The following is a 24,363-nucleotide window of genomic DNA, read 5'->3' on the forward strand; positions in this document are numbered from 1 at the left end:
CGAGAGCGAGGGAAGTCATGACTGAGATCGACAGCGTGCAACAGAAAGTCCAGGGCTACTTCAGCGCTCGTTCCGGACGCAACTACATCCGGCTCCTGGACACCCCGCGGATCTGGGGGATGCCGTTCGGCCCGGCCATCATGGACCAGGCCTGGGCGCGGCAGGCCGACTTCGAGCGGGCGCTGGAGGAGTGCGTCCAGAAGTCGTTCTACCGCTGCGACATCTCGTCGCTGAACTGCCCGGACCCGGACTGGGCCGGCATCATCATCGGCGCGATGGACACCGCGCTGAGCGCGAAGTCGGGACGGCCCGGCCCGACGCAGTTCCGGTTCCTGTTCGGCCAGACGCCGATGGTGCCGGTCGGCGAGCCGACCAACTACACGCTCTTCAAGCAGGCCCTCATCCGCCTGGTGCGGGACCGGGGCTCGGCCTGGGAGAAGCTGCCCGACATCTGGCTGGGCCGGTTCTACCGGCTGCGCGAGGGCTTCCTGGACGCGCTCCAGCTGAAGGTCTTCGGCAACGACAGCATGTTCTCCAGCGACGACACCAAGATGACCTGGAACCACTCCAAGATCGTGGTCGTCGACGGGACCACCGCGCTGGCCGGCGGCCACAACCTGAACATGGACCTGTTCCGGAGCTACCCGCCGGTCCACGACGTGTCGGTCGTCGTCCACGGCCCGGGCGCGGCCGGCGCCCAGAGCTACCTGGACCAGCTGTGGGCGGTCGGCAACGACCTGCTGAGCTCCGAGCAGCTGGACCCGGGGAAGCTGACCTGGAACAACCGCGACCCCGCCACGTCGCGGCCGGCGAACCCGCTCACCGCACCGGCGGCCGTCCAGTACGTCAGCGACCACCAGACCGCGATCGTCAAGCTGCACGACGGCGATCCCAAGCCCGCCCCGCCGATCGTGCCGCCGCCCGGCCCGGCGCCCGGCGACATCCGCGGCCAGGACCTGGCGACGGTCCCGGAGCTCACCGTGAGCCCCTTCCCGATCCGCGTCATGTACCCCGAGTACGACGCGCTCACCGAGTACAAGCTGGCGACCGGCATGCTGGCCGTGGGCAAGTACTGGCGCAGCGGCACGGACTTCCAGAACGGGTCCGAGCTGATGAAGCAGCAGCTGATATCGGGCGCGAAGCGCTCGATCAGGATGTCGCAGATGGACCTCATCAGCGCCTGGAAGAAGAACTGGTCGGACCACGTGGTCTGCCAGTGGCTGATCCAGGCTCTGATGGCCACCAAGGGACTGACGGTGCAGGTCGTCGTCTCTCCCCTGGACGCCGGCGCCGGCGCGGAGGGCGACCAGTACTCGTTCGGGTCCGGAGCCGTCCGTACCTTCGACCTGATCAAGTACTACATGACGCACGACGTCCAGTCCGACGCCGTGCTCCCCGACCCGGGCGGCGCCCGCGCCGAGGCCTTGAGCCGGCTGTCCGTGGCACCTCTCTATTACACCGACGCCGTTCCTTCGACGAGCAACGTCGAGGGCGACACCTACAAGTGGCCCGACCTTCCCAAGGACGGATACACGGCCACCCTCAAGCAGCCGCCGCTGAGCGAGCAGCCCCCGAAGCAAGGGGTGATCGGCAGCGCCGCGACGTCCGTCCTGAATGCGAGCGGCTACATCTACACCAAGGTCCCGTCCGCCCCCGGCAACCACGCCAAGCTGACGATCATCGACGACGAGGCGTACGTCGTCGGGTCGGACAACCTGTACCCGGGCTCGCTGTCGGAGTTCAACTACCTCATCGAGGGCCCGGAGGCGGTGGGCGAACTGCTCAAGTCCTACTGGGAGCCGCTGTGGAAGTACGCCGGCCCGCACGCCCGGACGGAGAGCAACGACCCGGCGGCCCCGGCGGTGCGGCTCGGACCGGCCGGCGCCCAGGGGAGCCCGTTCGACGACACGGCCTCGACCCAGCGCATCGCGGGCCTCGACGTGTACCACGGCGAGATCGTCGACGGCATCCAGGCCACGCACGGCGACGGGACCGTCGACCCGCTCCGCGGCGGCAACGGGGTGCCGGTGGGCAGCGCGCCGAAGACCACGCTCACCTTCAGCGAGACGGACCCGCTGGTCGGGATCTCCGGCGAGTGGGGGACGTGGTACGGCGGGCGGTACATCAGCAAGATCCAGTTCCACCAGCGCAGCGGCGCCGTCAGCGCGGTCTTCGGCAGCGGGGCGTCGGTCTCGGGTGCCCAGACCTTCGACCTGCGTGCTCCCAGCCCGCAGAGCCAGGAGGTGACGGGCTTCTTCGGGTCGTCCGCGGCGGCGAACAACAACACCGCGCACTGCCTGGGGTCCATCGGGATCGTCGTCCGATAGTCCGGTGAACGTCGAGTAGCCCAGCGAACGTCGAAGCGGCGCGCCTCCCGAGGACTCGGGAGGCGCGCCGCTTCTCTTCTCTGCCCGGGTTCGGCAGGCAGCTGCGATCAGGCGTCCTTCGGGGCGCGGGTCGGGTCGTCGACCGTCGGCCAGGCGCCGTCGCGCCGCGCCTGCTTGACGTCCTCGACGTACTCGCGGCTGAACATCGCCGCCAGCATCGCCACGCCGCCGCGAGCCACGCGCACCTCGCCGCTGTGGATCCGGCCGGTCAGCCGGACCCGGCGGACGTCGGCGGCGGAGACGATGCCGTTGCGCTCGTTCTGCTGTCCGACGCCGTCCTTCACCTTTCCGCTGCCGCTCCAGACGATGTCCCGCTGGTCGACGACCGCGTCGTCGGGCAGCAGCAGCTTCACCATGGCGCGGTCCAGGTCGAGGTCGACGACCAGCTCGCCGGCCGGCAGCTGCGGGGAGCGCAGGTCGAGCACGACCGAGCCGCGGCGGGCGCGGACCTCGAAGCGCTCGGCGCTGGTCCAGTTGCCCAGGCGCTTGGCCGAGGTGTGGTCGACGTGCAGGCGGACCGGCTCGGCGGCCGCGTCGGCGACGGTGCGGGTGGTGGCGGTGGCGATCGTGCTGGTCATGGTGGGTGCTCCTCGGGATCTGCCCTCAGTGAGGGACCGGGGTGGTTCGTTCCGATGACTCGATAGTTGCACTGACACTAGTTGCCTGTCAACTAGAGTCCTTGAAACTAGTCTCTCGGTGGCTATGATGACGGCATGGCAGCCCAGAACCCCTCGCCCGCCGCGACGCGCCGCTCCCCGCTGGCGCTCGCGGTCCTCGCCCTGCTCGGCTACAAGCCCCTGCACCCGTACGGCGTGCAGCGGCTGCTCAAGGAATGGGGCAAGGAGAACGTCGTCAACGTCGGGCAGCGCGCGAGCCTGTACAAGACGATGGAGCGGCTCACGGCGGCCGGCCTGATCGCGGTGCGCGAGACCGAGCGCGACCAGCAGTACCCGGAGCGGACGGTCTACGAGCTCACCGACGCCGGCCGCGAGGCGGCACAGGCGTGGATCGACGACATCGTGCGCGTGCCGCGTCCGGAGTACCCGGAGTTCCCGGCGGCGCTGTCGTTCCTGATGATGCTGGAGCCGGACGCGGTGCTGGCCGCGCTGCGCGAACGGCGCGACACCGTGGCAAGGTCGCTGGCCGCGGCGAAGCGGGGCGTGGCCGACTCCCGGCAGTACGGCCTGCCGAAGGTGACGCTGCTGGACGACGAGTACCTGGTCGCGGTCACCGAGGCCGAGCTGCGGTGGATCGAGGGCGTCGTGGCGGAGCTGGAGAACGGCGAGCTGACGTGGAGCCTGGAGGAGCTGCGGCCGTTCGACGAGACGGACACCGAGGTCGGCACCGAGACCGGCACTGCGACAGGCGCCGCGTCAGGCACCGCGACCCCGGCCGGCTGACGCGCGGCCCCGCCGGGTCGTGGCGCGGGATCAGGCCGCCTCCGGAATCACTTCCGGATCGGCCGGTCCCCCGACCGCGCCGGCAACACCCGGTCCAGCGTCTCGGCCAGCTTCGAGGCCTGCGTCGCGGTCATCACCTGGCGCATCTGGCCGAAGACCGACGGGAACTGCTCGGGCAGCAGGATCGTGACGCCGTCGAGGAAGCGCGGGGTCGGCCGCAAGTCCTTGGCGTGCACCACCAGGACCGGCTCGACCTTCACCCCGCTCGGCAGATTCCGGCCCAGCGCCGAGGTGAGGTTCTGGGCCTCCAGGTCGAGCCGCTTGAGCGTGGTCTCGCGGTTGTCCATGCCGACGAAGAGCTTGTCGCCGATCATCTGGGGCTTGGGACCGGAGGCCCAGTTCTTCGAGTCCAGCAGGAAGACCCCGGCCGGGCCGATCAGCAGGTGCTCGATGTCCAGCGGCGGGATGCCGGGGACCGCGCCGGAGGCCAGGCGGCGGTCGTGCAGGGCGGTGAAGCCCTGGAACCTCAAAGGTTTGATCGCCCGCGCGGTGGCGGCCTCGCCGGAGGCCCGGCGGCCGGCCAGGCTCACGTCGGCGGGCTTGGTGTAGGCCAGGTCCGCCAGCACCAGCGCCACCAACGCGGCGAAACCCACACCGAAATACCCGTGGCGGGTCATCGCGGACGCGACGACTCCGCTCACGGCAGTGACAGGAAGGGCCCACCACAGGGAGTCCTTGATGCGTTTCCGGCGTTGAGCGGCCCAAGCCGACTGGACGCTGGTGTTTACCGCCCGCAGACTGCTACCCGCCGCGGCCCTCTCCGGCTTCAATTCTCTGAACGCCACTGAAGACCACTCTCCTCGTCACCGACCGTACTCCGATGTGCATGCCCGGCGCAGAGGTATTCACTTACGACGCCAGCTTGGCGAACCCACGCCGCCACCGATGTGTACCTACAAGCCACATTGTCGTTAGCCTGGCCTGCATGACGCCGCCGCCGCCCGAAGTCGACCCCATGGCCATGACCCTGGAGATCGACGACACCATGGACTTGACGCTCGACGCAACGGTCGGGATCAACGGACCCGTGCCGGCCGGGCCGGTCTATGTCACGGGCGACGTGCACGGCTGCGCGGAGCAGTTGCAGGCCTCTTTGTTCCGCAGCGGCATCACCGACATCGACGGCGAGTGGGCCGCGGGATCGGCGTGGCTGTGGTTCCTCGGCGACCTGTTCGACCGCGGCCCGGACGGCATCGGCGTCATCGACACCGTGATGCGGCTGCAGCAGCAGGCCCCGGAGCACGGCGGCCGCGTCGACTGCCTGCTGGGCAACCACGAGGTCATGCTGCTGGCGTCCTACCGGCTGACCGGCCCCGGCGCGGACAAGTTCCAGGAGCGGTGGCTCGGCAACGGCGGCCAGCCCAAGGACCTGCGGGCCCTGACCGAGGAGCACGCGCGCTGGCTGGAGTCGCTGCCGGCGATGGCGCTGGTCGACGACCACCTGCTGATCCACTCCGACACGGTGACCTACCGCGAGCTCGGCGGCGACATCGCCACGGTGAACGCCACGGTGCAGGCGGTGCTGCGGGAGTACACCGACCTGGAGGCCTGGGACCGGCTCACGCACCTGGTGACCGCGCGGTTCGCGTTCGCCGACGACGGGACCAACGCGCTGGAGTTCCTGGCGGAGTTCGGCGGCTCGCAGATCGTGCACGGGCACTCGCCGATCCCGCTGGTGTTCGACATCCCGGCCGAGGACATCACCGGCCCGATGATCTACGCCGAGGGACGCGCGGTGAACATGGACACCGGGACGTTCCTTGGGGGGCCGTGCCTGATCAGCCCGCTGCCGTCGATACCGCCGCGGCCGCAGGGCTGAGGTTCGCCGCCCGGCGCGCGCGGGACCGGCTCCGGCCGGAACCGGACGCGAGCGCGCGAGCCCGTGGGCGACGGGTACGGGTGACGGTGGTGCGGGCGACGACCGCGCGGCCGGTATCGGCACGGTGACCTGTGCGCCCGGCGGCGGCGAGTCTCCCCGGCCCGGACCGCGGGCGGCGCCAATATGGGCGGTATGCGCAGATTCCTGACATCCCGCGGGGTCCCGGCGTGCGCGGGCCTCAGCCTGACGGCTGTCGCCGCCGCCGCGTTGCTGGCCGGCTGCTCCTCCGCGACCTCGAAGCCGGACCCCTACAAGATCGGCGCGCTGCCGGCCGCCGACGTCGTGACCCAGGGCCACGCCGCCGGACACTGGACCCGCAGCGGCGGCACGCTCCAGCTGGTCGGCACGGTGACCCCGGACAGCGCCACGCAGTTCGCCACCGCGCTGGGTGCGGCCGGCGCGGACACCGTGCGCGTCACGGTGACCGGCGGCGACCTGGCCTCGGGCCTGGCGATCGGCCGCACCATCCACGACCGCAAGCTCAACCTGCTGATCGACGGCGCGTGCGCGGGCCCGTGCGCGGACTACTGGTTCCCGGCCGCCGCCAGCCGCCGCAGCACCGGCTCGGGCTCCTGGCTGGGCTACGTCCCGGACCTGAGCGAGACCGGCGGCGCCACCGCGCAGCAGCAGGCGGCCGAGGCCAAGTTCTACACCGACTCCGGCGTGGACGCCGCGAAGTTCCACGCGGCCCTGGACGGCCAGCTCCGCGAGGTCCCCGGCGGCAGCGCGGCGCCGGGCGCGGCGATGTGGATGCCGACCGAGGCCGATCTCAAGTCCCTGGGCTACTCCGCCGCGACGGTCAAGGACCTGTGGCTGCCGCCGAACCTGGCCTCCGCCAACGCGCAGGCCCGGGCCTGGCAGCAGGTCGTGGCGTACCAGAACACGTTGGTGGGGCTGCCGCCGGTGCCGGACAAGGGGGCGCCGGCCGTGCCCGCGCCGCCTGCGGCTCCGGCTTCGCCGAAGCCTTCGAAGAAGGCCTAGGCGGGTCAGTCGGTTCGTGCTGGTTCTGGCCGGTTCTGGCCGGCTCTGGCCGGCTCTGGTCAGTTCGGCCGGCCCGGGTCGGCTGGTCGCCGGCGGACTCGGCCCGCGTCCGGCCTCAGAGCTTCCCGACCGCCGCCTGCGCCAGCGCCTTGGCATCGTCCGAGGCGCTGGCGTACGTGTCGGCGTGGATGACCGCGATGTTCAGGTCGAAGCCGTTCTTGTACACGTCGATCACGCCCGGCGTCTGGCTGCTGCGGTAGGCCTCCTCGCCGAGGCCCGAGACCGAGCTCACCGTGCCGGCCGGGATGGTGGCTCGGAACGCGTCGAAGCCGGACTTGGTGACCCCGGTGAGCGAGATGGTCGCCATGTCGGGGTGGCCAGAGTTGTACGCGCAGCTGCGGCCGCCGCTGTTGGACGCTATGGCCCCGGACTTCGAGCCGTCCGGCAGGTGCGCGATCGAGATCACCTGGTCCGCCGAGATCAGCGAGCACGGGTCCGGCACGCCGGGCACCACGAAGCCCTGGGCGCTGCCCGACGCGCCGCCGGTGGGCCCGGTCGTGGCGCTCGTCGCGACCGGCTCCAGCGGCGGCGGGGTGGAGTTCCCGCCGCACGCGGACAGCGTCACGGACACGGTCAGCGCGAGCGCCGCGGTGGCGAGGACGGTGGACCTGGTGCGGATCGCGGGCCTGGGGCTTGGCATGGGGACTAGGGTAGCCGCGGCGCCTCAGGCCCACGCCGGGGCCGGGACCTGCGCCGGGGCCGGCGCCGGGGCCGGCGCGACCGTCCGCACCGTCATCCGCGGCGTCGCCTGTGCCGTCGCCTGTACCGTCGCCCGCGCCACGGCACACCGGGGGGCGGCGCTCACTCCCCGGTGGCACCGTCGATCGCCTCGCGCAGCAGGTCGGCGTGGCCGAGGTGGCGCGCGTACTCCTCGATCATGTGCAGGTAGACCCAGCGCAGCGACAGGGTCTCCTGACGCTTCTCGAACGTCTCGTCGAGGCCGTGCCCGACACACGCCTGCCGCGCGAGCTCGACCTCCTCGCGGAACACTGCGAAGTCGGCCTCGGCGCTGTCCGCGGTGCCGTCGTGGAAGTCGCCGTCGGGGTCCTCCTTGGTCGTGAAGATCTCCTCCAGTTCCTTGCGGCCCAGGAACTGGATCCGGAACCACCAACGCTCCACCAGCGCCATGTGCCGGACCAAGCCCAGAAGCGTCAGGTCGGTGCCGGCCAGCGGCTGCGACGCCAGCTGCTCCCCGGTGAGCCCGCCGCACTTCCAGAGCAGGCTCTCCCGGTGCCAGTCCAGGAAGCGTTCAAGGCTGTCGCGTTCGGTGCCGGAGGGGACGTTCTCCTGCCGGTCGAAAGACGGTGCGGTCCACACGGCGGGCGAAGTCGATGTTGAAGACATGCGCACAGCGTCTCGGCCTTCGAGCCGCTCTGGCAACACTCAGAGGAAACCCGTGTATGGTTGGTCACCGTCGGCACATCACAGGGCCCGCATATATCGCATCATCTCCGGTATATGCGGGCCCTGTTTGCCTGTCGGCTGGTGCGAGGCTCGCGCCGCCTCGCGATCAGTCCACGAGCGGCAGGTAGACGCCCTCGTGCTCGGAGGCCGCGAACTGCGCCGACATCTCCGCCATGCCGGCCGACAGCGCCTCGTCGGTGCCGAGGCCGTGCTCCTCGGCGTACTTGCGGACGTCCTGCGTGATCTTCATCGAGCAGAAGTGCGGACCGCACATCGAGCAGAAGTGGGCAGTCTTCGCCGGGGCCGCCGGCAGGGTCTCGTCGTGGTACGCGCGGGCCGTGTCCGGGTCCAGGGCCAGGTTGAACTGGTCCTCCCAGCGGAACTCGAAGCGGGCGTCGGACAGCGCGTCGTCCCAGCGCTGCGCACCTTCGTGGCCCTTGGCCAGGTCGGAGGCGTGCGCGGCGATCTTGTAGGCGATCAGGCCCTGCTTGACGTCGTCGCGGTTGGGCAGGCCCAGGTGCTCCTTGGGGGTGACGTAGCAGAGCATCGCGGTGCCGTACCAGCCGATCATCGCCGCGCCGATCGCGGAGGTGATGTGGTCGTAGCCGGGGGCGATGTCGGTGGTGAGCGGGCCGAGGGTGTAGAACGGCGCCTCGTCGCACAGCTCCATCTGGAGCTCCACGTTCTCCTTGATCTTGTGCATCGGGACGTGGCCCGGGCCCTCGATCATCACCTGCACGCCGAGCTCGCGGGCGATCTTCGACAGTTCGCCGAGCGTGGTCAGCTCCGCGAACTGGGCCGCGTCGTTGGCGTCGTAGATGGAGCCGGGGCGCAGGCCGTCGCCGAGGGAGTACGTGACGTCGTAGCGCGCCAGGATCTCCGTCAGCTCCCTGAAATTGGTGTACAGGAAGTTTTCCTCGTGGTGCGCCAGGCACCAGGCGGCCATGATCGAACCGCCGCGGGAGACGATGCCGGTCTTGCGGGTGGCGGTGAGCGGGACGTAGCGCAGCAGCACGCCGGCGTGGATCGTCATGTAGTCCACACCCTGCTCGCACTGCTCGATCACGGTGTCCCGGAACACCTCCCACGACAGGTCCTCGGCCTTGCCGTTGACCTTCTCCAGCGCCTGGTAGATCGGCACGGTCCCGATCGGGACCGGGCTGTTGCGCAGGATCCACTCGCGCGTGGTGTGGATGTTGCGGCCGGTGGAGAGGTCCATCACGGTGTCGGCGCCCCAGCGCGTGGCCCACACCATCTTGTCCACCTCCTCCTCGATCGAGGAGGCCACCGAGGAGTTGCCGATGTTGGCGTTCACCTTGGTCAGGAAGTACCGGCCGATGATCATCGGCTCGGCCTCGGGGTGGTTCACGTTGGCCGGGATCACCGCGCGGCCGCGGGCGACCTCGTCCCGCACGAACTCGGCGCTGACGCCCTCCCGCACCGCGATGTACTCCATCTCGGCGGTGACCTCGCCGCGCCGCGCGTAGGCGAGCTGGGTGACCGCGCCGGCGCCCTCGGCCCCGCGCACCGGCTTGCGCCCGCCGGAGAACACCGCGTCGAGGTTGCGCAGGTCGGCGGACTTGAGCCCGTCGTCGGTCGGCTGCCAGGTGCGGCCCTGGTACTGCTCGGTGTCGCCGCGCTCGGCGATCCACGCGCTGCGCAGCGCCGGCAGACCGAAGCGGACGTCGGTACGCACCTCCGGGTCGGTGTAGGGACCGGAGGTGTCGTACAGGACGACGGAGTCGCCGTTGGTCAGCGCGATCTCGCGCATCGGCACGCGCAGGTCGGCCCGCGCGTCGGAGGACAGATACGTCTTGCTCGAAGCGGACGAACCAGAGGATTCGGACGATGTGGACACATCATTGACAGCCGTCATGGCGGCGCTCCCTACGTCGGCATTACCCGGACAGGTTCGGCGGTCGACGGCGCCAGCCGTCCTCTCAGCCCGGTTCGCCCGAGCTCCCGCGTGTATGTGGTTTCAGGGACACCGTAGCGCGCGTACCGTGATCCGCGTCAATGCCAGGGGAACGGGAGCACCGATGATCGGCAAACAGGGCCGGGTGACGGGGCGCATCGCGCCGGGGCTGGTCGGCGAGGTGATAGTGGAGATCCGCGGCGGCAGCGAGGCGTTCCACGCGTACGCGATGACGCCGGGGACGGAGATCCCGAAGGACGCGCTGGTGGTCGTGGTGGAGTACCAGGCGCCTCGGACGGTCTATGTGGAGCAGCTGTTGTAGGGGTTTCTCAGGGTCTTGTGGTTATCGAAAGTCGATGGCATCGTTTCTCGATACCATCGACTTTCGATATGGGGGAACGGTCGTGGAAGCTTTCGCGAAGAAGAGGGCTGCCAAGGTTCGGAATCCGCTGGAACCGCTGATGACGCTCAACTGGATGGTGTTGAGCCTGGTGCTCGGCAGTTTCGCTTGGGACATCATCGACACGCTGTTCGGCAGCGGCAGCATCCTGGGATACGGACACTATGTCTCGGTCTGCGCGGACACCGGCGGCATGGGAGCACGCGCTGACAGCACAAACTGGCTGTTTCCAACCGCGCGCTGGTGTCACCGCTGACGCGACGCACGTCCGGCTGTGCACCGACCAGCCCTCCGCCGGCCAGCGGTGGTGGTACACGCTGGACAACCTGCCGGGGACGGTGACCTTGATCGGCGTGGTGCTGATCGCGTTTCTCGCGCTTGCAGCAGCCCACCGCAAGGGCCTGTACACCTCGGGATTCGCCACCAGGCTCCGCTTCCTCGGGTGGTTTCTGGTGGCCGACTCGGTACTCCGCCCGGCCGTCGAGCACTATGCGGCGCGCAAGCTGTGGGCCACCTTGGCCGCCGGCCCCATCGATCACCGGTGGGCTGTGCTCTGGATCTATCTGTTCGCCGGGCTGGCTCTGCTGTCCTTGGCCCGCATCATGCGCGTCGGCACCGAGATGCGCGAAGACCTGGAGGGCGTCGTCTGATGCCGCCGGACAACGCCGACGCCCACTCGATCGGCGTGCACCTGGACCGTCTGCTGGAAGCGCGTGGTCTGACCCTGACCGAGCTCGCCGACCGGGTCGGGGTCACCGTCGTGAACCTGTCCGTGCTGAAGAACGGCCGGGCGAAGGCCATCCGTTTCAGCACCCTGACTGCCCTGTGCCGGGAGCTCGGCTGCCAGCCCGGGGACCTGCTCAGCTACCAGCCCGACGGGCTGGAATGAATGCGTGAGGCATGCATGTTCCGGGTGTGAGCGTGCTGTGAGAAACGCAAGCGCGATGCAAACGCCCGGGCCATTCTTCGGCGGTTCCGCCGGGAGTAGAACTTCCCTTGGCACTCCGCAGGGTACGGAGGCCACACGGGAAGGATGTGAACGGTGCCTACTGCCGTTCCGTACGTCATCGGGGGAGTCGTACTCCTCGTCGCAGTGCTCATATTCCTGTTCAAGGCCATGTGGCGGGTGGCCGAGCCGAACCAGGCGCTGATCGTCTCCGGGCGGCGGCACCGGGGGACCGGCGGGGACGGGCTGGGCTTTCGCATCGTCACCGGGGGCGGCAGCTTCGTGCTGCCGGGTGTGCAGGTGGTGCGGCGGTTGTCGCTGGACCTGAACGAGTCCGGGCTGGAAGTCGAGTGCGTCACCCGGCAGGGGATCCCGTTGCACGTCAAGGGGGTGGTGATCTTCAAGGTCGGGGACGATCACGCCTCGATCGCGAACGCCGCGCGGCGGTTCCTGGACCAGCAGGCGCAGATGGGGGTCCGCGTCCACAACATCTTCGCCGGGCATCTGCGCTCCATCGTCGGCAACCTGACCGTCGAGGAGATGATCCGGGAGCGCGAGCGGCTCACCGAGCAGACCCGCGCCACCAGCGGCACCGAGATGGAGAAGCTCGGCCTGATCATCGACTCGCTGCAGATCCAGGAGATCGACGACCCGACCGGGTACATCAGGGCCCTGGCGGCGCCGCACGCCGCCGCAGTCAACCGGGACGCCCGCATCGCGCAGGCCGCCGCCGACCAGAGCGCCACCGAGGCCGAGGCGGAGGCCAACGCCCGCAAGGCCGAGGCGATGCGCAAGACCAGCATCCAGCAGGCCGGCTACCAGGCCGAGGTGGAGGAGGCGCAGGCCCGCGCGAAGCAGGCCGGGCCGCTGGCCGACGCGCGGGCCCGGCAGGACGTCGTGGTGCAGGAGACCCGCGTCGCCGAGCTGGAGGCCCAGCGCAAGGAGCAGCAGCTGCAGGTCGAGGTCCGCAAGCCCGCGGACGCCAAGGCCTACGAGACCGTCACGCTGGCCCAGGCCGAGCGCGAGGCGAAGATCCACGAGGCCGAGGCGGAGGCCAAGGAGACCGAGCTGCGGGCGCTGGCCGAGGCGCACCGGGTGAAGGCCGCGGCCGAGGCGGAGTCGCAGGCCAAGCGCGCGATGGGCCAGGCGTCCGCGGACGCCGCGCAGGCCCAGGCGCTCGCCGACGCCGAAGCGCGCCGGGCCCGCGGCCTGGCCGACGCCGAAGCCCGCCGGGCCGAGGGTCTGGCCGAGGCCGAAGCCCGTCAGGCCCGCGGTCTGGCCGACGCCGAGTCCCGCCGCGCCGAGGGTCTGGCGAACGCGGACGCCCGCAAGGCCGAGGGCGCGGCGAACGCCGAGGCGGTCCGGGCCCGCGGTCTGGCCGAGGCCGACGCCGCCAAGGCGCTGGGCCTGGCCGAGGCCGAGGCGATCAAGGCCCGCGGCGAGGCGCTGGCCGAGCACCAGGACGCCGTCATCAACCAGCAGCTGGTCGCGCAGCTGCCGCTGGTGGTCGAGGCGGGCGCCAAGTCCTTCGAGAACGTCGAGCACATGGTGCTGCTCAACGGCGCCGACGGCGTCACCGACGTCTTCGGCAAGGCCCTGACGATGGGCGGCACCGGCCTCGGCCTGGCGCGCCAGATGCTGGCCACGATGGGCGAGCAGAACGGCAAGGCCGCCGTGGCGAGCAAGCCGGCCCGGAAGGAGGCGGTCGAGATCACCGAGATCACCGAGACCGTCGAGGCCATCGAGACCGTCGAGGCCACACAGACCCGCGCAGAGTAGCGCGGCGCGCAACGGGGGTGGGCCCGGCGGATTCATCCGCCGGGCCCGTCGCAGTGTTCGGGTGCAGTGTTCGGGTGCAGTGTTCGGGTGCAGTGTTCGGGTGCAGTGTTCGGGTGCAGCGTTCGGGTGCAGCGTTCTGGTTCGGGCGACACGGAAGCACCGCCCGAGAGTCAGGCGGTCTGGGGGAATAAAAGCCCTGCCAGGGGGAAGGAACGACGATGAGACCCGCGTACGCGGGTCTCACCAGTTCCATGGGCTCCCACCGGTTTCAGGGTTTCCCCCTAGTCCCGGTGAGCCCAGGGACAACGTTCGTCACGTTCGTCACACGGGTCGCGGCGGACACCGCCGACCGCGACACCGGATCCCGATCCCCCGTCACGCGCCGGCCGGCCTCCGGCGGGTCTCCTAGTAGAGACCCTTGCGCTGCTTGTCGCGCAGCTTCTTCCGGCGGTAGGCCGGAATCTCCATCATGACCTTGTGGTATCCCCAGTACAGCGCGCCGACGACGGCGGCGGCGATGACCAGGGTCACGATGCCGTGCAGGATGAAGCCCACGATCGCGCTGATGATCCAGAAACTGACCACGATGCCCGCGATCGGTAGTGCGATCCACTTGAGCCAGAAGGGCATTGCCACCCCACCTTGTCTTGTCGTTTCTCTCCAGAACCGAAGGTCCTGTACCACTCAACGTCGTGGCCTACGCTTCCAGTTCCCAGGTAACCACGCGATATGTCGCGTTGGCAAGCGACCTTCGTAGGGGATCCGCCGCCGCCGGGACGGCGGTGGGGCAACCGTGGGGCGCATGAGGCGGGTGGGGCTGAAGTTGCGCGAAGTGCTTTTGAGGATGTTGAGATACCCGGGGCCGGAGTGGCTCAATGTGCTGATGTGCGAACAGTGCACTGATGTGCGTGCCCGCGCGGCGGGTGCCCCAGCGTCCGGGCACGAAAAAAGACCCCTGCAATCCTTCGGGCCCGGCGCCTGCGCGCCGGGCCCTACTAGCAGGGATCTTGCCGATTGTCGCCGCGGGTGAGCCGGGTGGCTCAGCGCGCGGTCTTCTTGGCCGTCTTCTTGGCGGTCTTCTTCGCGGCCGCCTTCTTCACGGTCTTCTTGGCCGCCGCCTTCTTGGCCGGAGCGGCCTTGGCCGCAGCGGTCTTCTTGGCGGGAGCCTTCTTCGCCGTCTTCTTGGCCGTGGTCCGCACCGCCCGCTTCACCGGCTTCGGGGCGGCCTCCTCCTTGGTGAAGGGGGCACGCGCCTGGTCCAGCAGCTTGGCGAACGTCGCCTGGTCCTTGACGGCCATGGTGCCGGCCAGCGTCTTCTCGACGGCCAGCACCTCCTTGTCGGCCCTGGCCAGGATCCGCTTGCCGGCAGTGGTGATCGTGGTCTCCATGGCACGACCCTGGCCGGGCACCGAGCGGCGCTCGATGTACCCCTTGAGGGTCAGGTTGCCCAGGACCGTGGTCATGGTCTGGGGGGTGACCAGGCATCGCCGGGCCAACTCCGCTCCACTGATGCCGGGCTCGTCATTGATGACGAGCAGGGCTGTGTACTGGGGGACCGTCACGCCCATCGGCCGAAGCACGGCGTCCTTGGCCCCGCTGAGTTCCTGTTCGAGGCTCTTGACCTTGTGGCCGAGCCGCTGTTCCACCGCAGTCATGGTGTGAGCATATCCGGCAAAACCCTTCATGAACCAATTCAGGGCCGTTCGTGGGATACCGACCCTGATAGCCAGGCGTGAAACCAGCCTTCTGCATCCGCCGATCAGGCGACATCAGTGGACGATGACGGAATCCAGTCACCGTCTGCTTGCCAGAGTACGGGTACACGGGAATGTGTGGAGCACCGGTGGTCGATTTCTTAGAAAGCTGTGACCTCGGCAAGCCCCGCGAGTCCCCTCGAAGTCCTCTTACGCCACAGTGAGCGCATCAAGGAACGCGGAGGGTGTCCGAACGGGGTGCGAACGATGTGGCTTTCATGTTCTGTTCTTGATGAAGAACGCCTCCGTGTCAAGCCCTCGACTCGCGATATGGGACCGTGCGAGCATGCCGCGGTGAAGAAGCTGCTGCTGAAGATCGGTATCAACGGCGTCGCCCTGTGGGTCACCACGCTGGTGGTGTCCGGCGTGAAGATCGTGGTCGATCCCAACGCCCAGAACGCCACCAGGGAGAAGGTGCTCACGGTACTCATAGTGGCGGTCATCTTCGCCGCCGTGAACACCCTGGTGAAACCCCTGGTGCAGATCGCGACATTCGGGTTGTTCATCCTGACCCTGGGACTGATCACCTTCGTGATCAACGCGCTCATGCTGTTGCTCACCTCGAAGATCTGCGAGCACTACGACGTGCGGTTCCACGTGGACGGCCTGGGATCGGCGCTGATCGGCGCGCTCGTCATCAGCGTGGTCTCCATCGCGCTGCACGCGATGCTCCCGGACGACGTCAAGCGCTGAGAAACCGCCCGAGCGGGGCGGAATCGGTGGTGGCGGGCTACGTCCAACGGGCTCACCTGCGGCTACGATCGCCATATGGCGAGTACTGTCGCGGACCGCGTGGCCGCCCTGCTGAACAGGGCCGTGCTCGGCGTGGCCGCCGTCGGAGGCGGCTCTTTCGGGAAGACGTACCGCATACAGTTCTTCACCGGCGGCGCGGCGTTCGTGAAGACGTTGGACCACGCCGCGAAGGTGGCCGGGCCCGGATACTTCGACGCCGAGGCCGCCGGTCTGCGCTGGCTGCGCGAGGCGGTCGGCGAGGACGGCGCCTCCGGCGGCGTGCGGGTCCCCGAGGTGCTGGGCGTGGCCGAGGACATCCTGGTCACCTCCTGGATCGCCCCGGGCCGGCCGACCCCCGACGGCGCCGAGGAGTTCGGCCGCCGGCTGGCCTCCCTGCACGCCCGCGGCGCGCACAGCTTCGGCGCCGAGTGGCCCGGCTACATCGCGGTCCTGCCGTTGGACAACGGCGGCGACGAGGACTGGGCCACCTTCTACGTCGAGCGCCGGGTGCTCCCCTACGTCCGCCTGGCCCGCGACCGCGGCCACCTGGACGCCGAGGGCGCACAGGTGATCGAGGAGGTCTGCACCCGCATCGACTTCCTGGCCGGCGAGGAGGAACGGCCCTCGCGGATCCACGGCGACGCCTGGAGCGGCAACATCCTGTGGGACGGCCGGGGCGAGGGCTGGTTCATCGATCCCGCGGCGCACGGCGGCCACCGCGAGACCGACCTGGCGATGCTGGCGCTGTTCCCGCCCCCGTATCTGGACCGGATCATCGCGTCCTACGACGAGGTGCACCCCCTGGCCGACGGCTGGCAGGAGCGGGTGCCGCTGCACCAGCTGCACCCACTGCTGGTCCACGCGGCGCTGTACGGGTCCGACTACGGGGTGCGCGCGGCGTCGGTGGCCCGGGAGTTGGCCGAGCGGCTGCGGTGACGTGCGGCCCGCGGCAGGGCGGCTATGAGGATTCGTTCTCAGGAATCTCAGGCGTCTCAGCCGTCGCGTTTTCGAGCTCTGGGGTCGGAAGCACCAGCGCCGGCGCCGCCGGTTCCACCGGGGACGGCCCCGGGAAAGGCTCTGGGACGGCCGTACCGCGCCTGCGGACCGCCAAGAGGCACAGCACCCCCAGAACGAGCGCGAAAGGCGCCACAAGCTCGCCCCAGGGGCGTACGGCCGCTGACAGGGTGCGGACGGTGACCGGGTTCCCGGGCGCGCCGATCGCGACTCCGATCTCGTAGTCGCGGAACCAGCCGCCGGGCAGGGCCAGCTCGCAGGTCAGCGTCCGGCGACCGCCGACCGGCAGGTCGCCGCCGGTCCAGGCCACGGGGTAGCGGCCGACCTGCTTGGCGCCGCGCGACACGGTCAGCACGACGCCGGGGTCCGGGGCCGGCCCGCCGCCGAGGTTCGCGAAGGTCACCGTGACCTGCGCCGACCCGTCCGCCCCGAGCTGGGACAAGAACGGAGAGTCGCCGACGGCCGTGGCGTCCATCAGCTTCGCCGTGCCGGCCGGGGTCGGCGCCGCCTGCGGCAGATAGCGCAGGCCGGGGATGCTGATCGGGGCGTCCACGGGGTCGGCGGCAGCACCGTCGAACGGCGCCGCGTGCACCGTGCAGGGGCACGGGGTCGGCGGCTCCACGACCGGCAGGCTCCGGTGGAACCCGCCGGCGGCGTCCGTCGTCGCGATGACCGCGGCCGCGATGGCGCAGGAGTTCGACGTTCCGCCGATGCCGCATATCTCCACCTGCAACCGGGCCCCGGCGGGGAACCCGCTGCCGGTCACGCTGATGTACTCCCCCAGCTTCGCCGTGCTCTTGGACAGCGCCAGGGCGGGACCGTCGGCGGCGCCGGTGTGCACATCCGAAACGACCGGAGCGGCGGACGAGGCATACCCGGCATACGCAGCGGACACGGCAGGCGTCACCGGGCCGACCGCCAGCAGGATCGCCGCGGCAGAAGCGGCCAGCCCGCGCATCAGGGCGCCGCGGCCTTCGACGGCTCGCGCCCGGCTGGGAGCGGCAGAGGGCTCCGACGCCGCCGCCAGAACACCAGCGCCACCAGCAGCGCGAGCACCACGAGTACGACCACCAGCAGGGTGAACCAGGGAATCAGGGTCACCGAGGCCTCAGCCGTCGATGTCACCGGCGGAGAAGCGGACTCGTCGGTGACATCGAGATGCAGAGTTCCGATCTCAAAGGGCGGCATGTTCTTCCACACCTGTGAGAAATCGACGCTCTGTCCCGGCAGGATCTGCGGAAGCTGAACCGTCCGGTCTATCAGCGTCCCGAAGATTCCCGTCGCATGGAGATGCGCTTTCGGGGACTCCAGCAAGTTGCCGCTATTAGTGACCGTTGCAGTAACCGTCCCGTCACTGTCACTCACATAGGCCGGGAAAGGTGCGGATCCGGAGACTTTCAGGTTGGTGACCGTCAGACCGCCGACAGCGGGACCGTCGACATGCACATAGAGCCGCGCGGCGACGACGCGCTTGATGCCGACCCGGACGTTCCCCTGCTGCTGCACGCTCTCCACGGCGGTGTCCATACCGGAGACGCCGCCTACGTGATCGCCTGGAGAGGCGTTCTGAGGAATCGCTATAGAGATCGGCACGACAGTGGAGGTACGCGCTGGAACAGTGATAGTCGGGAACGCGGTGCGCACCCAGGAACCGACGCCGGTCATCGGGTACCCGTGGTCCCGCAGCGCGAACTGGCCGTCCTTCGGGGTGTTGTAGCCGTCTGCGCCGTACACGTAGTAGGTGATCGGGTGGTCGGTGTAGTTGGACACCGCGAGACCGTCCTGCAGAGTGCTGCCCGGCCGGCCCTCCAGGATGAAGTACTGGCGCGCGCCGGCCGGCGAACCCGGCTTCGGCGCGGGCTGCACGGACCATGACCCGCTGTCCGCCCTGGCGTCTGCGCTCCCGAAGGCGATGGAGACACCGACGAGTAACGCGACGGCCAGGAGCACCGACGCTATGCGGTTGCGCATACCCCGACCGACCACCGCGTTCTCTCCAGAGCTCTGCACAGTGATCTCCACAGCGATCTCCTCGGCAAGTCGGCCGGTGTGGTACTCATGGCTGTGGCTTCCGGTGGGGCGAATGGACCTCGCCCCACCGGAAGCCGCTCGCGTCACTGCAAGGTGATGGTGACCGTGCCTGTGTAGGTGCCCTGCAGGACGTACGCGGGGACCGTCAGACTCAGCCCGCCGTTGATCAGGAAGTCGCCGCCGGTGACGGTCGGCGGGTTGGTCCCGCCTGCCGCCTGCGAGCACAGCGTGACCGCCGTGGTGGTGCTCAGCGCGCCGCCGGAGCCGGCCGTCGGGGTCGACGGGTACGGCGGGGAACCGGCCGGGTTGCCGGCGCACTTCAGGCCGCCGACCGACACGTTGCCCGCCGGGATCGGCGCGGCGCCGCTGTCGGCGTACGGCCCGCCGGTGAGCGCCAGGTCCGACATCGTGGCGTTCAGGACCCATCCGTTGGTGGTGCCGCGGAAGTCCTGGACGTCGACCTGCTGGAGCGTTCCGGCCTGGGTGTGCGCGGTGCCGTTCAGGGTCACGCCCGGGAAGGCCACCGCGCCGGTGTTCTCCGTCATCTGCAACGGCCCGCCGGTGACTGCCACGTTCGCGCTCTGCGGTACCGAGCAGGTGCCCGTTGCGGAGACGGCCGCGCCGGCCGCGTCAGCGGAGCAGGAGTTGCCGGCGAAGGTGAACGCCGCCGCCGCGCGCAGGGTCGTGCTCGGCGCGCCGCCGACCAGTTCCGCGGCGCCGATGGCGGCGATCGCGGTGCTGGGGACCGTGTAGCTGCCGGACAGGTGCCCGGAGGCGTCCGCGGTCAGCGTCGCGGGGCTGCCGACGGGGTTGTTGGACGCGTCCACCCCGCTGACCGCCACGGTCGCGCCGGGATCCCAGTTGCCGCCGGACAGGCCGACGACGGTGCCCGGGCCGCCGGACGACGGCGACGCGCTCAGCGTCGGCGCGCCCAGCACGGTCACCGCGGTCGGGACCGCGCCGCTGGTGCTACCGGTCAGGACCAGCGAGCCGGCCCCGGTGGCAGCCGCCGCGGGAACCCCGAGGGAACCGGAGATCGCGCCGCCTGCCGGGACGGTTATCGCCGTGCCCGGGGTCGCGGTGCCCGCGCTGTCGATGAACGACGGGGTGACCGTCTCCCCGGCGATCCAGCCGGCCCCGGTGAAGCTCACCGTGCCGCCGGGCCGCACGTAGGCGCTGCCCACGGAGGCCGAGGCGTTGGTCGCGGTGACCGTGGCCGCCGCGCTGGCGCCGCTGGCCGTGCACTGGATGACGATGCCGAACTGGGCCACGTCCTGCTCGTTGTTCCCGGGCGTGAACGTGTACGTGCCGGCCGTCGTCGGGGTGAAGGTGGCGGTGAAGTCCGGGATCTGGAACGTCCCGCCGGTGGCGACCGGTGCCGGCGGGAACGCCGCCGAGGGTCCGGCCGTGATCGTGCTGCTGGCCGCTCCGCCGACCAGGATCTGGGCCTTCGCGGTGGCCGCGTTGGCGATCGGGATGCCCGGGGAGGGAGCCGTCGACAGCGAGTAGTGCCAGGTGATGGTGACCGGCGACCCGACGGCGACGGAACTCGCCGAGGGGGTCAGGGTCACCTGGCTGCTGTAGTTCGGCGGCGGTGCCGCGAGCGCCGGGTTGCTGCTGGTGCAGCTGCCGAAGGTCACGGTCGTGGTTCCGGCCTCGGCGATCGGCGCCAGGGCCGTCGCGGTGGCGAGTGCCACGGCGAGCGTGCCGGCCAGGGCTATGGCCCGGCCGGGTCTTGTCCTGTGTCTTGATCCGAACCCTTGTCTCACTGGTGGTGCCCTCTCTTCTGTGAGGGGGTGACAAACCCACGGGCCGGCGGCCCGCAGGGGTGGGTTGTCGTACACCGGTTCTGATGGAGCGTCAGATATTCACGGTCAGCTCGGATGCGAAGTCAATACGCACGTTCGAACACCGGGCCGCCGCCGGAGCGCGGATTGCGGGTGAATCAGAGCTTTTCGGTAGCACTGCGCCCCGGTTCAGCCGTGGCTTCCGCGCCGCCGGCGGGTGGCGTACAGGCTCGTACCGCCGAGCGCGGCCGCGAGCACCACGCCGCCGGCCAGCCACCGGCCGTCGAAGCCGGTGTGCGGCAGGACGCCGGTGGACGACGTCGACGAGCTGCTGGTCGCGGCGCTGCTGCTACTGCCAGCCGAGGTCGTCGAAGGGCTCGACGAGCTCCCGCCGCCGGTCGCCGGTGTGACGGTGATCGTCAAGGCGGAACCGGACGCAGAGGCCTTACACCCGATGGTGAGGGGTGGCTGGGCGATGTCCTGTTCGTTGTCGCCGGGCGTGAACGTGTAGGTCCCGGGCGCCTTGGCCGTGAACGTCGCGGTCATGTCAGGGATCTGGAACGTACCCCCGGCCGGGACGATGGCCGGCGGGAAGGTGCCCGACGGCCCGGCGGTGATCGACGAGCTCGCCGCGCCGCCGACGACGATCGTCGCCTTCGCGGTGGCCACGTTCGCTATCGGGATACCGGCCGGTCCGGGGGCGGTGGAGATTGAGTAGTGCCACGTGATGGCGATCGGCTTGCCCACCTGGAACGAAGAACTCTGAGTCTTCAGCGTCACGTGCGAGACGTAGTTCGGCGGCGGCGCGGACAGCGCCGTGTTGCTGCTGGTACAGCTCCCGTAACCGACGTCCACCGGGTCCGCGCTGGCACTCGGCGCGAACACCGCCAGCGCCGCCGCGGCGACCGTGACGGCGCCTCCCACTGCTGCGACCCGTTCGGTAACCCGCTTTCTGGGCACGTGTTGACGACCCATGGATGCCTCCTGACATCGAACGACAGATCGAACTGCCTAGCCATTGATGGAGGAATCTGATGGAGTGTCAATAGTCATCTGACGGATCGTCAGACCCTCAGGAGCGGGGGCGGGTGGCGATCAGATGCCCGGTCACGATCATCCGCTGCGTGGAGGACCACCAAGGATTGCAGGTCGTCAGGGTCATGAGATCCTGCGTCGGCTGGACCCCGGGCTCGCCGGGCACCGGGTCCACCACCGCGAGATCCGTGGGCTGGACGATCACCGGGTCGGCGTCGATCCGGTAGGTGTACCAGTTCTGCGCGGTCTCCACGTAGACCAGGTCGCCGGCGCGCATCTCGTCGAGGTGGCGAAACGGCTCGCCGTGCGTCTTGCGGTGGCCGGCCACCGCGAAGTTGCCGACCTCGCCGGGCAGCGCGGTGCCCGGGTAGTGGCCGGTGGCCTTGTTCAGGATGTCCAGCCCGACGCCTTCGAGGACCGGGATGCCGGTGTCGTCGGGCTTTGATTCGTCAGGCCCCGACGCGCCGGTGCCGGAGCCCAGGCGCGGGATGTACAGGATCGCGACGTCGTCGCCGTTGTGCAGCACCGGCGGCGGAGGCGGGGCCGGGACCGGGGCGGACTCGCCGTGCGGCGCCGGGGCGGCCGGGTGCGCGGGCGCCGTGGCCGTCCACTGCTTGTGCATGACGTTCACTTCGTGGGTCATGTCCCGCCGACCGACCACGTTCGTGTAATAGAGCTGATACACGATGAACAGTGCCAGCAGTGCGGAGAAGGTGACCAGCAGCTCGCCGACCGTCCGCACCGCGATACGCAGAATCGCCCCTGCCCTCGCCATAGTGGCGCAGAGTAGGGGCGACTCCGTGAAATGCGAAGAGGCTTAGAAGGCCTCCTCCGGCACGTCCATCAGCGAGTTGTCGGTCGCCTCGACGATCGCGCGCTGCCCGGCCAGCAGCGGCAGCGTGTTGCGGGCGAAGAACTTCGCCGCCGCGATCTTGCCGGTGTAGAACGCCACGTCCCGGTCGGCCGCGCCGTCGGCCAGCGCCGCCTGCGCGACGGTGGCGCCGCGCAGCAGCAGCCAGGAGACGACGACGTCGCCGAGGGCGAACAGGAAGCGCACGGTGTTCTGCGCGACGATGTGCAGCTGCCGCGGGTCCGACAGCGACTCGCCGGCCTTGTCGAGCATCGCCTTGAGCATCGCGCCGACCTCGCCCTGCGCGACGGCCAGCAGCCGGCGCTCGCGGGCCAGGTCCTCGCCGCCCGGGTCGGCGGCCAGGAAGCCGGAGATCTGCTCGGTCAGGGCGGTGAGCGCGACGCCGCCGTCCTTCACGATCTTGCGGAAGAACAGGTCCAGCGACTGGATCGCGGTGGTGCCCTCGTACAGCGAGTCGATCTTGGCGTCGCGGATGTACTGCTCCAGCGGGTACTCCTGCAGGAAGCCGGAGCCGCCGAAGATCTGCAGCGCCTGCGCCAGCTGCTCGTAGGACTTCTCCGAGCCGTAGCCCTTGACGATCGGCAGCAGCAGGTCGTTCATGCGCACCGCGTCCTGGTCCTCGGTGCCGGCGGCGCGGGCCTGCTCGATCGTGTCCTGGAAGGTCGCGGTGTAGAGCACCAGGGAGCGCATGCCCTCGACGTAGGCCTTCTGCGTCATCAGCGAGCGGCGCACGTCGGCGTGGTGCGTGATGGTCACGCGCGGGGCGTCCTTGCCCGGGGTGGTCAGGTCCGCGCCCTGCACGCGCTCCTTGGCGTACTCCAGCGCGTTCAGGTAGCCGGTGGACAGCGTGGAGATGGCCTTGGTGCCGACCATCATGCGCGCGAACTCGATGATGTTGAACATCTGCGCGATGCCGTCGTGCACCTCGCCGAGCAGCCAGCCCTTGGCCGGGACGCCGGCCTGGCCGAAGGTGACCTCGCAGGTGGTGGAGGCCTTCAGGCCCATCTTGTGCTCGACGTTGGTGACGAAGGCGCCGTTGCGCTCGCCGAGTTCGCCGGTCTCCCAGTCGAACTCGAACTTCGGGACGATGAACAGCGACAGGCCCTTGGTGCCGGGGCCGGCGCCCTCGGGGCGGGCCAGCACCAGGTGGATGATGTTGTCGCTGAGGTCGTGCTCGCCGGAGGTGATGAACCGCTTCACGCCGTCGATGTGCCAGGTGCCGTCGGCCTGCTGGACCGCCTTGGTGCGGCCGGCGCCCACGTCGGAGCCGGCGTCCGGCTCGGTGAGCACCATGGTGGAGCCCCACTGGCCCTCGACCATGCAGCGCGCGACCTTGCGCTGCTCCTCGGTGCCCAGGTTCCAGACCACGGTCGCGAAGTCGGCGCCGGAGGAGTACATCCAGATCGCCGGGTTCGCGCCCAGCACCAGCTCGGCCACCGACCAGCGCAGGGTGCGCGGGGTCGGGGTGCCGCCGAGCTCGACCGGCAGGCCCAGGCGCCACCACTCGGCGTCCATGAACTGCTTGTAGGAGCGCTTGAAGCTCTCCGGCAGGGTGGCCGAGTTGGTGTCCGGGTAGAAGATCGGCGGGTTGCGGTCGGAGTCGAGCAGGCTCGGCGCCAGCTCGTCCACGGCCAGCCGCTCGACCTCGGCCAGGATCTCCTTGGCGGTGTCGACGTCCATGTCGGCGTACTCGCCGGTCCCGTAGACCTCGCCGCGCCCGAACACCTCGAAGAGGTTGAACTCGATGTCGCGCAGGTTCGACTTGTAGTGGCTCATCGCCGTAGGCTCCCGCTGTCCCGGACCGGCTCAGGGTTTACGTTCCGGTCGTACTGGTGAGTAATATGCTCTCCCCAGGATGCTACCCACTGGTAACTAGTGGCAAGCCCGCACCCCGCCCTATTCGCCACCCGGACCGGTGAGGTGGATCA

At 69.9% G+C, this 24,363-nt stretch carries 25 protein-coding genes and 1 riboswitch; of the genes, 11 read left to right on the forward strand and 14 right to left on the reverse strand.

Going from position 1 to position 24,363, the window contains the following annotated elements; translation table 11 throughout:
* Window positions 1-17 precede the first annotated feature (17 nt).
* Window positions 18-2,327: a phospholipase gene (locus ABH920_RS00520; protein ID WP_370345532.1), complete on the forward strand. Its 2,310-nt coding sequence runs from the start codon at window positions 18-20 to the stop codon at window positions 2,325-2,327.
* Window positions 2,328-2,434: 107 nt separating this feature from the next.
* Here the strand turns inward: ABH920_RS00520 and ABH920_RS00525 are convergent, their stop codons facing one another.
* Window positions 2,435-2,965 carry a hypothetical protein gene (locus ABH920_RS00525; protein ID WP_370345534.1) on the reverse strand — a complete coding sequence of 177 codons (531 nt, stop codon included), beginning with the start codon at window positions 2,963-2,965 and terminating at the stop codon, window positions 2,435-2,437.
* A gap of 135 nt (window positions 2,966-3,100) precedes the next feature.
* On the opposite strand from ABH920_RS00525, the gene ABH920_RS00530 reads away from it, so the two are divergent.
* Complete coding sequence (locus ABH920_RS00530) at window positions 3,101-3,787, forward strand: PadR family transcriptional regulator (protein ID WP_370345536.1); 687 nt, start codon at window positions 3,101-3,103, stop codon at window positions 3,785-3,787.
* 47 nt (window positions 3,788-3,834) lie between these two features.
* Here ABH920_RS00530 and ABH920_RS00535 read toward each other — a convergent pair whose 3' ends face one another.
* Entirely contained in the window at window positions 3,835-4,488 is a 654-nt protein-coding gene (locus tag ABH920_RS00535; protein ID WP_370345538.1) for a nuclease-related domain-containing protein, read from the reverse strand.
* 284 nt (window positions 4,489-4,772) lie between these two features.
* Between ABH920_RS00535 and ABH920_RS00540 the strand changes: the two genes are divergently transcribed.
* The gene (locus tag ABH920_RS00540; protein ID WP_370345540.1) at window positions 4,773-5,666 is read left to right on the forward strand and encodes a metallophosphoesterase family protein; all 894 of its coding nucleotides are present in this window, start codon (window positions 4,773-4,775) and stop codon (window positions 5,664-5,666) included.
* A gap of 192 nt (window positions 5,667-5,858) precedes the next feature.
* A complete protein-coding gene (locus ABH920_RS00545) occupies window positions 5,859-6,707 on the forward strand; it encodes a hypothetical protein (protein ID WP_370345542.1) in 849 nt (282 codons plus the stop codon).
* Window positions 6,708-6,822: 115 nt separating this feature from the next.
* On the opposite strand, the gene ABH920_RS00550 is transcribed toward ABH920_RS00545, so the two are convergent.
* From ABH920_RS00550 to thiC, 4 genes are all read right to left on the reverse strand, one after another.
* Window positions 6,823-7,407, reverse strand: a complete 585-nt coding sequence (locus ABH920_RS00550; RefSeq protein ID WP_370345544.1) for a hypothetical protein — start codon at window positions 7,405-7,407, stop codon at window positions 6,823-6,825.
* A gap of 24 nt (window positions 7,408-7,431) precedes the next feature.
* Window positions 7,432-7,572, reverse strand: coding sequence for a hypothetical protein (locus ABH920_RS00555; RefSeq protein ID WP_370345546.1), 141 nt, complete (start codon window positions 7,570-7,572; stop codon window positions 7,432-7,434).
* Entirely contained in the window at window positions 7,569-8,111 is a 543-nt protein-coding gene (locus ABH920_RS00560; protein ID WP_370345548.1) for a DinB family protein, read from the reverse strand. Before ABH920_RS00560 ends, ABH920_RS00555 begins: the two co-directional genes overlap by 4 nt.
* Window positions 8,112-8,277: 166 nt before the next feature.
* Window positions 8,278-10,047, reverse strand: coding sequence for a phosphomethylpyrimidine synthase ThiC (thiC, locus tag ABH920_RS00565; RefSeq protein WP_370345550.1), 1,770 nt, complete (start codon window positions 10,045-10,047; stop codon window positions 8,278-8,280).
* Window positions 10,039-10,147, reverse strand: a riboswitch (TPP riboswitch). It overlaps the preceding gene by 9 nt.
* Before the next feature lie 63 nt (window positions 10,148-10,210).
* Between thiC and ABH920_RS00570 the strand changes: the two genes are divergently transcribed.
* From ABH920_RS00570 to ABH920_RS00590, 5 genes are all read left to right on the forward strand, one after another.
* Complete coding sequence (locus ABH920_RS00570) at window positions 10,211-10,408, forward strand: hypothetical protein (RefSeq protein WP_370345552.1); 198 nt, start codon at window positions 10,211-10,213, stop codon at window positions 10,406-10,408.
* A 34-nt stretch (window positions 10,409-10,442) separates the two neighbouring features.
* Window positions 10,443-10,742 carry a hypothetical protein gene (locus tag ABH920_RS00575; protein WP_370345554.1) on the forward strand — a complete coding sequence of 100 codons (300 nt, stop codon included), beginning with the start codon at window positions 10,443-10,445 and terminating at the stop codon, window positions 10,740-10,742.
* A gap of 82 nt (window positions 10,743-10,824) precedes the next feature.
* Window positions 10,825-11,136, forward strand: a complete 312-nt coding sequence (locus ABH920_RS00580) for a hypothetical protein (protein WP_370345556.1) — start codon at window positions 10,825-10,827, stop codon at window positions 11,134-11,136.
* On the forward strand, window positions 11,136-11,375 hold the full coding sequence (locus ABH920_RS00585; protein ID WP_370345558.1) for a helix-turn-helix domain-containing protein: 240 nt from the start codon (window positions 11,136-11,138) through the stop codon (window positions 11,373-11,375). The genes ABH920_RS00580 and ABH920_RS00585 overlap by 1 nt, the downstream gene beginning before the upstream one ends.
* A gap of 153 nt (window positions 11,376-11,528) precedes the next feature.
* Complete coding sequence (locus ABH920_RS00590) at window positions 11,529-13,211, forward strand: SPFH domain-containing protein (RefSeq protein WP_370345560.1); 1,683 nt, start codon at window positions 11,529-11,531, stop codon at window positions 13,209-13,211.
* A 405-nt stretch (window positions 13,212-13,616) separates the two neighbouring features.
* On the opposite strand, the gene ABH920_RS00595 is transcribed toward ABH920_RS00590, so the two are convergent.
* Both ABH920_RS00595 and ABH920_RS00600 read right to left on the reverse strand, forming a co-directional pair.
* Entirely contained in the window at window positions 13,617-13,841 is a 225-nt protein-coding gene (locus tag ABH920_RS00595) for a DUF5326 family protein (RefSeq protein ID WP_194915604.1), read from the reverse strand.
* A gap of 410 nt (window positions 13,842-14,251) precedes the next feature.
* Complete coding sequence (locus tag ABH920_RS00600; protein ID WP_370345562.1) at window positions 14,252-14,866, reverse strand: MarR family winged helix-turn-helix transcriptional regulator; 615 nt, start codon at window positions 14,864-14,866, stop codon at window positions 14,252-14,254.
* 393 nt (window positions 14,867-15,259) lie between these two features.
* Here ABH920_RS00600 and ABH920_RS00605 point away from each other — a divergent pair, with 393 nt between their 5' ends.
* Together ABH920_RS00605 and ABH920_RS00610 are read left to right on the forward strand one after the other, a co-directional pair.
* Window positions 15,260-15,658 (forward strand): phage holin family protein, encoded by a 399-nt coding sequence (locus tag ABH920_RS00605; RefSeq protein ID WP_370345564.1) that lies wholly within the window; start codon window positions 15,260-15,262, stop codon window positions 15,656-15,658.
* 75 nt (window positions 15,659-15,733) lie between these two features.
* Entirely contained in the window at window positions 15,734-16,633 is a 900-nt protein-coding gene (locus ABH920_RS00610) for a fructosamine kinase family protein (protein WP_370345566.1), read from the forward strand.
* A gap of 22 nt (window positions 16,634-16,655) precedes the next feature.
* Here the strand turns inward: ABH920_RS00610 and ABH920_RS00615 are convergent, their stop codons facing one another.
* The 6 genes from ABH920_RS00615 to ABH920_RS00640 all read right to left on the reverse strand — a co-directional run bounded on the left by ABH920_RS00615 (window position 16,656) and on the right by ABH920_RS00640 (window position 24,211).
* Entirely contained in the window at window positions 16,656-17,669 is a 1,014-nt protein-coding gene (locus ABH920_RS00615) for a hypothetical protein (RefSeq protein ID WP_370345568.1), read from the reverse strand.
* Complete coding sequence (locus tag ABH920_RS00620) at window positions 17,669-18,661, reverse strand: WxL protein peptidoglycan domain-containing protein (protein WP_370345570.1); 993 nt, start codon at window positions 18,659-18,661, stop codon at window positions 17,669-17,671. The genes ABH920_RS00615 and ABH920_RS00620 overlap by 1 nt, the downstream gene beginning before the upstream one ends.
* 164 nt (window positions 18,662-18,825) lie before the next feature.
* The gene (locus tag ABH920_RS00625; RefSeq protein WP_370345572.1) at window positions 18,826-20,439 is read right to left on the reverse strand and encodes a hypothetical protein; all 1,614 of its coding nucleotides are present in this window, start codon (window positions 20,437-20,439) and stop codon (window positions 18,826-18,828) included.
* A gap of 279 nt (window positions 20,440-20,718) precedes the next feature.
* Window positions 20,719-21,453 (reverse strand): hypothetical protein, encoded by a 735-nt coding sequence (locus tag ABH920_RS00630; protein WP_370345574.1) that lies wholly within the window; start codon window positions 21,451-21,453, stop codon window positions 20,719-20,721.
* 148 nt (window positions 21,454-21,601) lie between these two features.
* On the reverse strand, window positions 21,602-22,339 hold the full coding sequence (locus ABH920_RS00635; protein ID WP_370345576.1) for a class E sortase: 738 nt from the start codon (window positions 22,337-22,339) through the stop codon (window positions 21,602-21,604).
* A gap of 42 nt (window positions 22,340-22,381) precedes the next feature.
* Window positions 22,382-24,211, reverse strand: coding sequence for an acyl-CoA dehydrogenase (locus ABH920_RS00640; protein WP_370345578.1), 1,830 nt, complete (start codon window positions 24,209-24,211; stop codon window positions 22,382-22,384).
* Window positions 24,212-24,363 lie beyond the last annotated feature (152 nt).

The organism is Catenulispora sp. EB89, assembly GCF_041261445.1.
In the GTDB taxonomy this organism is placed as follows: Bacteria; Actinomycetota; Actinomycetes; order Streptomycetales; family Catenulisporaceae; genus Catenulispora.

What these genes read in the sequence shown, in the direction of transcription:
- ABH920_RS00545 (WP_370345542.1), top strand. Translation starts at nt 5,859, where the DNA reads ATGCGCAGATTCCTGACATCCCGCGGGGTCCCGGCGTGCGCGGGCCTC.
- ABH920_RS00585 (WP_370345558.1), top strand. Translation starts at nt 11,136, where the DNA reads ATGCCGCCGGACAACGCCGACGCCCACTCGATCGGCGTGCACCTGGAC.
- ABH920_RS00550 (WP_370345544.1), bottom strand. Translation starts at nt 7,407, where the DNA reads ATGCCAAGCCCCAGGCCCGCGATCCGCACCAGGTCCACCGTCCTCGCC.
- ABH920_RS00610 (WP_370345566.1), top strand. Translation starts at nt 15,734, where the DNA reads ATGGCGAGTACTGTCGCGGACCGCGTGGCCGCCCTGCTGAACAGGGCC.
- ABH920_RS00595 (WP_194915604.1), bottom strand. Translation starts at nt 13,841, where the DNA reads ATGCCCTTCTGGCTCAAGTGGATCGCACTACCGATCGCGGGCATCGTG.
- ABH920_RS00530 (WP_370345536.1), top strand. Translation starts at nt 3,101, where the DNA reads ATGGCAGCCCAGAACCCCTCGCCCGCCGCGACGCGCCGCTCCCCGCTG.
- ABH920_RS00570 (WP_370345552.1), top strand. Translation starts at nt 10,211, where the DNA reads ATGATCGGCAAACAGGGCCGGGTGACGGGGCGCATCGCGCCGGGGCTG.
- ABH920_RS00560 (WP_370345548.1), bottom strand. Translation starts at nt 8,111, where the DNA reads ATGTCTTCAACATCGACTTCGCCCGCCGTGTGGACCGCACCGTCTTTC.
- ABH920_RS00520 (WP_370345532.1), top strand. Translation starts at nt 18, where the DNA reads ATGACTGAGATCGACAGCGTGCAACAGAAAGTCCAGGGCTACTTCAGC.
- ABH920_RS00635 (WP_370345576.1), bottom strand. Translation starts at nt 22,339, where the DNA reads ATGGCGAGGGCAGGGGCGATTCTGCGTATCGCGGTGCGGACGGTCGGC.
- ABH920_RS00600 (WP_370345562.1), bottom strand. Translation starts at nt 14,866, where the DNA reads ATGACTGCGGTGGAACAGCGGCTCGGCCACAAGGTCAAGAGCCTCGAA.
- ABH920_RS00525 (WP_370345534.1), bottom strand. Translation starts at nt 2,965, where the DNA reads ATGACCAGCACGATCGCCACCGCCACCACCCGCACCGTCGCCGACGCG.
- ABH920_RS00640 (WP_370345578.1), bottom strand. Translation starts at nt 24,211, where the DNA reads ATGAGCCACTACAAGTCGAACCTGCGCGACATCGAGTTCAACCTCTTC.
- ABH920_RS00615 (WP_370345568.1), bottom strand. Translation starts at nt 17,669, where the DNA reads ATGCGCGGGCTGGCCGCTTCTGCCGCGGCGATCCTGCTGGCGGTCGGC.
- ABH920_RS00540 (WP_370345540.1), top strand. Translation starts at nt 4,773, where the DNA reads ATGACGCCGCCGCCGCCCGAAGTCGACCCCATGGCCATGACCCTGGAG.
- thiC (WP_370345550.1), bottom strand. Translation starts at nt 10,047, where the DNA reads ATGACGGCTGTCAATGATGTGTCCACATCGTCCGAATCCTCTGGTTCG.
- ABH920_RS00575 (WP_370345554.1), top strand. Translation starts at nt 10,443, where the DNA reads ATGGCATCGTTTCTCGATACCATCGACTTTCGATATGGGGGAACGGTC.